Source organism: Hubeiibacter jixunmingi (assembly GCF_041928215.1).
Classification (GTDB): domain Bacteria; phylum Pseudomonadota; class Gammaproteobacteria; order Pseudomonadales; family Moraxellaceae; genus Acinetobacter.
On sequence record NZ_JBHFHK010000006.1, the window covers coordinates 52,812 to 59,877 of the forward strand.

General features: G+C 39.4%; 8 protein-coding genes. 6 read left to right on the forward strand and 2 right to left on the reverse strand.

Going from position 1 to position 7,066, the window contains the following annotated elements; all coding sequences use genetic code 11:
- Positions 1 to 78 precede the first annotated feature (78 nt).
- The 6 genes from ACEYX7_RS01825 (at position 79) to ACEYX7_RS01850 (ending at position 5,938) form a co-directional block, all read left to right on the forward strand.
- The gene (locus ACEYX7_RS01825; RefSeq protein ID WP_374806537.1) at positions 79 to 1,521 is read left to right on the forward strand and encodes a protein adenylyltransferase SelO; all 1,443 of its coding nucleotides are present in this window, start codon (positions 79 to 81) and stop codon (positions 1,519 to 1,521) included.
- A gap of 102 nt (positions 1,522 to 1,623) precedes the next feature.
- Complete coding sequence (locus ACEYX7_RS01830; RefSeq protein WP_374806536.1) at positions 1,624 to 2,103, forward strand: YbaK/EbsC family protein; 480 nt, start codon at positions 1,624 to 1,626, stop codon at positions 2,101 to 2,103.
- Positions 2,104 to 2,193: 90 nt separating this feature from the next.
- Complete coding sequence (gene ygfZ, locus ACEYX7_RS01835; protein WP_374802610.1) at positions 2,194 to 2,964, forward strand: CAF17-like 4Fe-4S cluster assembly/insertion protein YgfZ; 771 nt, start codon at positions 2,194 to 2,196, stop codon at positions 2,962 to 2,964.
- Positions 2,965 to 3,143: 179 nt separating this feature from the next.
- Complete coding sequence (locus tag ACEYX7_RS01840; RefSeq protein WP_374806535.1) at positions 3,144 to 5,180, forward strand: M3 family metallopeptidase; 2,037 nt, start codon at positions 3,144 to 3,146, stop codon at positions 5,178 to 5,180.
- A gap of 50 nt (positions 5,181 to 5,230) precedes the next feature.
- Positions 5,231 to 5,434 carry a YheV family putative zinc ribbon protein gene (locus ACEYX7_RS01845; RefSeq protein ID WP_374802606.1) on the forward strand — a complete coding sequence of 68 codons (204 nt, stop codon included), beginning with the start codon at positions 5,231 to 5,233 and terminating at the stop codon, positions 5,432 to 5,434.
- A 48-nt stretch (positions 5,435 to 5,482) separates the two neighbouring features.
- A complete protein-coding gene (locus tag ACEYX7_RS01850; protein ID WP_374802604.1) occupies positions 5,483 to 5,938 on the forward strand; it encodes a hypothetical protein in 456 nt (151 codons plus the stop codon).
- An 82-nt stretch (positions 5,939 to 6,020) separates the two neighbouring features.
- Here ACEYX7_RS01850 and ACEYX7_RS01855 read toward each other — a convergent pair whose 3' ends face one another.
- Positions 6,021 to 6,431, reverse strand: coding sequence for a protein YgfX (locus ACEYX7_RS01855; RefSeq protein WP_374802602.1), 411 nt, complete (start codon positions 6,429 to 6,431; stop codon positions 6,021 to 6,023).
- A gap of 48 nt (positions 6,432 to 6,479) precedes the next feature.
- Positions 6,480 to 6,746 (reverse strand): FAD assembly factor SdhE, encoded by a 267-nt coding sequence (locus ACEYX7_RS01860; RefSeq protein WP_374806547.1) that lies wholly within the window; start codon positions 6,744 to 6,746, stop codon positions 6,480 to 6,482.
- Positions 6,747 to 7,066: the final 320 nt, after the last annotated feature.

Consider the following 7,066-nt stretch of genomic DNA (forward strand, 5'->3'; position numbering starts at 1 on the left):
AAATCATTGTATTATTTTATTTACTAATCATGCTATGATAAAGATTATCGCCAATATGTAATCCCACGCTAAATAATTATGATTTTCTCTAATGTTTACAACCAATTAGACGCTCGCCTTTTCCACCGCCAAGGCATTGATAGCTTACCCAATCCACAAGCAGGGCATTTTAATACTGCTTTGGCTGAGCAATTGCAATGGTCTGATGATGAACAAAAAAACTGGATCAAAATCATCAATGGCGAAGCTTTACCAAGCAATGCCGACCCTTTAGCGATGGTCTATGCAGGGCATCAGTTTGGACATTGGGCAGGACAATTGGGCGATGGACGTGGCTTGCTTATCGGTCAAGTTTTGGATAAAAATCAACAACGTATCGACCTACATGCCAAAGGTGCAGGCAAAACGCCTTATTCGCGTATGGGCGATGGGCGTGCGGTATTACGTTCGACCATTCGGGAATATTTGGCAGGACAGGCTTTGACAGGTTTGCATATTGCCAGTAGCCAAGCAGTCGGCTTTGTTTATTCGCAAGATTTAAAAGTATGGCGTGAGCAATTAGAGCCGACTGCGATATTATTACGTACCAGTGATTGTCATATTCGTTTTGGGCATTTTGAATGGATTAATCAATATCAGCCGAGTTTATTAAAAGATTTTACCCAACATTGTTTAGAATATTATTATCCTGACAGTTTAAATCAACATAACCCGATTATTCATTTTGCTGAAACAGTGGTAAAACGCTATGCTTATTTGGTGGCACAATGGCAATTGCAAGGTTTTGGACATGGGGTTTTAAATACTGATAATCTAAATATTACCGCCACCACTTTAGATTTTGGCCCTTTTGCCTTTATGGAACGCTTTAAACCAAATTGGATATTTAATCATTCTGACCATCAAGGGCGTTATACTTATCAAAATCAACCGAGTATTATCCATTGGAATTTGTGGGTCTGGTTAAATCAATTGATTCCATTATTATCCGAACAAGATGATATTAAAGCCACCATTACTGATATACTCGCTCAATTTGAACCTGCTTTTCTCAATGATTATCAAGCAGGATTATGTAAAAAAGTCGGTTTGCCTTTGCATGATGAAGGTAGTTTTCAATGTGCTTTGGATTTTCTGAAAATTTTACAAATTGAGCAATTGGATTATTGCACGGCTTTTCGTTGGCTTACCGAGCAAGACTATACCTCTTTACACAATCAATGTTTAGATTTACGCCAGTGCGATGATTTTTTAAAGCAGTATCATGCCATTCGTGACGCTTATTCAGACGAAAAAGACGCTTTATTATCGGATATGCAGCAGCATAATCCGATTTATATTTTACGTAATCATATGGCACAGCGAGCGATTGAACTCGCCTATCAAGATGATTTATCTGAAGTAAATCGTTTATTTCAGATTTTGCAAAATCCATTTGTAACACATAAATTGGCAAAAGACAGCGATTTACAACCCGTCGCAAAAGGGCAAATTGAACCTGCGATCAGTTGTTCATCTTAAATAAAATTTCTTTATAAAAAGATTTGAATTTTTGATGGAAATTTATAAAATGAAATATCCAATATTTTTGACAATTGAAATGGTTAATCGGAGCAAAAAACCATGACTGATACATTACAAACCGCGTCTTTGCGTGTTCAAGATTTTTTAGCCCAACATGGTGAGTTTAAAGTACAACGCTTATCCGACTCAGCTCGCACTGCTGCTGAAGCGGCACAAGCATTAGGTTGCACGATTGCTCAAATTGCCAAATCTCTGATTTTTAAAGATGAAAGTACAGGCGATGCGGTATTGATTATCGCATCAGGCAGCAATATGGTGCATATGGGTAAATTTTATACCGTCACAGGCATCAAATTAGCAAAAGCCGATGCTGCCTTTGTACGAGAAAAAATTGGCTATGCCATCGGCGGTGTACCACCTGTCGCACATGCCAGCCAAGTGCATACTTTTTTAGACCAAGATTTGCAACAATATACAGAGATTTGGGCAGCAGCAGGCACACCGCATAGCGTGTTCCAACTGACACCACAACAACTGGCACAGCTCACCCAAGCAGCGTGGATTGATGTGGCGAAATAATATATACCAGCATTACACAGTGTATTTTAATTTTCGATAAAAACCATGTTAAGCTAAGTCAATTCTTTTATAAAATAAACAGGTTTACCTATGTCAAATCTCATGCCAACTTTTCAACAGTTTAGCTACAACGGTGCGGATGCGGAAAAATTTTTACAGGGGCAAGTCACTTGTAATGTCAGTAAAATTGGCGAGCAATTTTTGCAGACTGCGATTTGTGATTTAAAAGGGCGTGTACATTTTAGCCTTTGGTTAAAACGTCTTTCACAAGATGAAAATGGCAGTGAATTTGCGATTGTTTTACCAAGCAGTATTGCTGACGAATTTGCCGCACACATTCGTAAATTCGGTGCATTTTCTAAGGCTACATTGACCGCACAAGGTGAAGTTTTTGCAGTGTGGAATGATAAAGCACAACCTGCTCAATTAGAATTTAACAGCGAAAATGGCGATAATTCATGGGAAAAGGCAGCTATCTTGCACGGTGAAGCATGGATTGATAACAGCACACAGCATTTATTCCAACCGCAAGAATTACGCTTACATCAACGTTTTGGCGTGGACTATGACAAAGGTTGTTATCTCGGTCAGGAGATTGTGGCACGTCTTTGGTTTAAAGCCCAACCCAAACAATGGCTACATCTGATCCATGTAGAAAATACTGAAAAATTTCCACCCATTGCCCAAGGTGAGTTTTTGGCTGAGCATGTGCAAGTGGTGAATATCTTGCAAGAAAATCAGCAATATTGGGCATTAGTGGTGGCAAAACCTGATGTTTTGGCAAATCTACAAACAGAAAATAAATTGACTGTTTTGGCTCTGCCTGAGCATTTACAAGGTGATATTGCACGGGCAAAATAATTTGTATTTTGCGATTTTGCCCTTATTTAATACACCACGCCCAATCTAAAATCGTCATGATAAACTCCCTCCCCCTATGAATTACGCTTAGCCACCATAGTCGGGAACGCCCCCTCCCTTAGGGAGGGGGATGGGGGAGGGATTCAGATGAATAGAAATTAAAATTTGTGAGAACCAACATGACAAACAGCACCTTATCCCCAGCAACCATTGACTTACCTAACTTTACTGGCTTAGATATTCAACAGCTACAACAAGCCATTGAAAGCAAAATCCAAGATGGTCTAAGCCTTTTGGCGGACATTCAGGCACAAGATAATTTTGCCGATGCTCTCAACACAGTTAATCACTTTGAAGCTTTTTGTGATGAGTTTGGTGAAGATTACAGCATTTTATCGCACTTAGATTCGGTCATGAACAGCCCTGAAATTCGTGATATTTATCAAGCGATTTTGCCGAAAGTCAGCGATTTTTATACCCAAATTGGGCAACATCAAGCACTTTACCAAAATTATCAATTGCTTGCCGACCATGCCGATTTTGCTACTTTACGTCAAGCTCAACAAGCAGCTATCCGTCATGCCATTCGTGATTTTAAATTGTCTGGTGTGGCATTACCGCCTACGGAAAAGCAACGCTTTGCCGAAATTGCTGCACGTTTGTCGCAATTGGGATCAGATTTTTCTAATCATGATTTGGACGCAACCCAAGCCTTTATGTTGCCATTAAACGATGATGATTTGGCAGGTTTGCCTGAGAGTAGCATTGAACTGTTGAAACAATATGGTAAGCAACGGAATGTGGAACAACCTGTTGCAACGCTTGATGCACCTTCATATATCAGCATTATGACTTATGCTGATAAGCGTGAATTGCGTGAAAAAATTTATCATGCCTATGTCACCACCGCATCCGAATTAAGCGATGATGGCAAATTTGATAACAGTGCCATTATGCAAGAAATTTTGGCATTGCGTGCGGAAAAAGCCAAATTATTAGGCTTTGATCATTATGCCGACTTGTCTTTGGCACGCAAAATGGCACCAAGCGTCGCAAAAGTACAAAGCTTTTTGTACGACTTGGCGGACAAGGCTCGACCAGTCGCAGAACAAGAGTTGAAAGCTTTACAAGCGATTGCTGCTGAAGATGGCATCGATCATTTACAAGCTTGGGACACAGGTTACTATGCAGAAAAGTTAAAACAAAAGCAGTTTAATTTGTCTCAAGAAGCATTAAAGCCTTACTTCCCAAGCCACAAAGTCATGCAAGGCTTATTTGCGACCATTGAAAAGTTGTATTCAATCCATATCATTGAAAAACAAGCAGATACTTGGCATGACGATGTGCGTTATTATGAAGTCGAAGATCACGGCAAAGTGATTGGTGGTTTTTATACAGATCTTTATGCACGTGATAACAAAATGGGCGGTGCATGGATGAATGGTTTCCGTGCCAAAATCAACTCAGATCAACAGCAACAATTACCTGTAGCATTTATTGTTGGTAGTTTTACCCCTCCATTGAATGGTAAACCCGCTTTGCTGACGCATGATGAAGTGATTACTCTATTCCACGAATTTGGACATGGTTTGCATCATGTTTTGACCACAGCTGACCATAGTAGCGTATCGGGAACCAATGGTGTAGCATGGGATGCGGTAGAATTACCAAGTCAATTTATGGAGTTTTGGGGTTGGCAAACTGAAAGCTTAAATCTATTGAGTTCGCATATTGATACAGGCGAAGTCTTGCCACAAGATTTATTGGATGCATTATTGGCAGTACGTCATTTCCAAACTGGTTTACAGACTTTACGTCAGTTAGAGTTTTCATTATTCGACTTAGATATTCATCAACAAGTACCAAGCCCAGATGTAGCAGGCATTCAAGCAACGCTTGATCGCATTCGTAGTCAAGTCGCATTGATTATTCCACCAAGCTATAACCGCTTCCAACATGGCTTTACCCATATTTTTGCAGGCGGTTATGCAGCAGGATATTATTCTTATAAATGGGCAGAAGTATTGGCAAGTGATGCTTTTGATCGTTTTGAACAAGAAGGTATCTTTAATGTCGAAACAGGTAAAGCATTCCGCAACAGTGTTTTGGCTGTAGGTGGAATGGTCGATGCATTAGATGCTTTTAAAGCATTTCGCGGTCGTGAACCTGAAATTGACGCATTATTACGTCATAATGGTTGGACGCTTGCACAATAATCAGCTAAACTAGCCGATAATTTTAAGCGAGTTTGAATGAGGTTGGGTACATGACAAAAAAACGCTTTATCGCGGGGGCAAAATGTCCACGTTGCGGGGCTGTTGATTGTATTGTCATGTTCACGTCCCAAGATGCAGAATGGGTAGAATGTATTCATTGTGATTATCAAGAGCATCGCCCGACTGCTGAAGACTTGTCCCAAAACACAGACCACGCCGATGATGTCGGTGTGGTGCGTTTTAAACCACGTTAAAAAACGGTATGTTGAAAAATTTGATGGTAGGCTGACATGCGCGACAAAATGCAAAAACTTTTAGAAAAATTGAAAGGCAATAACATGATACTTTTGATTACAGGGGTAATTACGGTTATTTTTGCGGTTGCTTTAGGGGTATATTATTATTTGGCGCAAGCTGAAACAACTGAACCAGCACCACAAGAAACAGTATCTGCACCTGCGGTCGTAGCACCTGTATCAGAGCCTGCTTCTAGCCCTGCAAGCGAAACTGTTGCTTCTGCACCAGAAGAGCCATTCGATGGTTTGGTCGATGCCTCTATCGTGAGCCAACCTATTCCTAGCGATCCTGCGTTAGTGAAAGACGAAATGAAACAACTTGAAGACATTCAGCAACAGCTTAATGACCAAGAAAAGTTGTTAAAACAGCAACATAGCGATGCAGATAAATTAATTAAACTCAAAGAACAGCAAATTGCTGATTTAGAGAAACAATTGCAAAAGCAGCAGTCTGGACAGTAATCGTTTAAGATAACGCTCAGAATGAAAAAAGCCTTTATTACACAATAAAGGCTTTTTTTGCATTGATACGCTTAACAGACCGTCAAAAAGTATGCGTGCTCGCCATGGTCTTGAGCATTCGCCATTCATCTTTACTGACCTGATCTTTTAAGATGCAAAACTGCATTGGCTTACGGCTCTGTTGCTCAATAGCATGGATGCTGATGAATACACCATAATCTTGTAAAGTGGCAATCTCTATACGCTCTAGTTGTTGCTGTGTTTGTAATGACCACTCTCGTCCATCTAGTTGCGACAATGCCTTGACCACTTTCCACCATGCTTTTTTATATGCAATATAATAGCTTACCGCAATCATCAATATGGTAAATATCACCCAAAAAGTTGATAAAACTTGACTAGCAAAATATCCCCACAGCCAAACCACGCTTATCGAAAAAACTAAACGTAATAAGCTCGGCTTTAATGTAAGATCAATATTTTCTCTATACATGAGATATCATCACCAAGGACGAAATCAGTCCAAACCACTGATCATAAATTACTTTAGATCACCATGTTTGAGCTGTTTCATTTTTTGGATCAAATCCTGCATCGCTTTATTTGGTGGTATACTTACTGCCATAAACCAATCCAATAAATCAGGATCTTCCTGTTCGATCAGTTCAGCAAATATCGCCTGCTCATCAGCATCTGCCTGTAGATAATACTGTCTCACATAAGGGTCAAAATAAATATCTAACTCTTTCAAGCCACGTCTAGCACGATAAATCACTTTACGTTGTTCTAAAGTCGGTTCTACTGCGATGTTGTCATTCGATTGGCTCATGGTTTTACTCCAAAATTGTACACTTTATTATATACACTAAATTTTAGAAACCAAGCAAGTTATCGCTATGTATTTGAAATTTTTCATACTATTTTAAACACACATCACTTTGTTAAATCGCTTTTAACTTACACTAAAACCTTTCTAATATTTTAAAATATAAATATGATATTTTTCAAATCATATCACATCAAAATGACTGATATAAAATGTATATTTGTCATATTAGACCTCTTGCGAAAGTTTTGATATAATGACAAGATGAGATACGAAACAATCAAGGGCTTTAGCGACAGCCA

Excerpts from the sequence above, each read along its gene's own strand:
- ACEYX7_RS01825 (WP_374806537.1), top strand. The coding sequence starts at position 79 with ATGATTTTCTCTAATGTTTACAACCAATTAGACGCTCGCCTTTTCCAC.
- ACEYX7_RS01830 (WP_374806536.1), top strand. The coding sequence starts at position 1,624 with ATGACTGATACATTACAAACCGCGTCTTTGCGTGTTCAAGATTTTTTA.
- ygfZ (WP_374802610.1), top strand. The coding sequence starts at position 2,194 with ATGTCAAATCTCATGCCAACTTTTCAACAGTTTAGCTACAACGGTGCG.
- ACEYX7_RS01840 (WP_374806535.1), top strand. The coding sequence starts at position 3,144 with ATGACAAACAGCACCTTATCCCCAGCAACCATTGACTTACCTAACTTT.
- ACEYX7_RS01845 (WP_374802606.1), top strand. The coding sequence starts at position 5,231 with ATGACAAAAAAACGCTTTATCGCGGGGGCAAAATGTCCACGTTGCGGG.
- ACEYX7_RS01850 (WP_374802604.1), top strand. The coding sequence starts at position 5,483 with ATGCAAAAACTTTTAGAAAAATTGAAAGGCAATAACATGATACTTTTG.
- ACEYX7_RS01855 (WP_374802602.1), bottom strand. The coding sequence starts at position 6,431 with ATGTATAGAGAAAATATTGATCTTACATTAAAGCCGAGCTTATTACGT.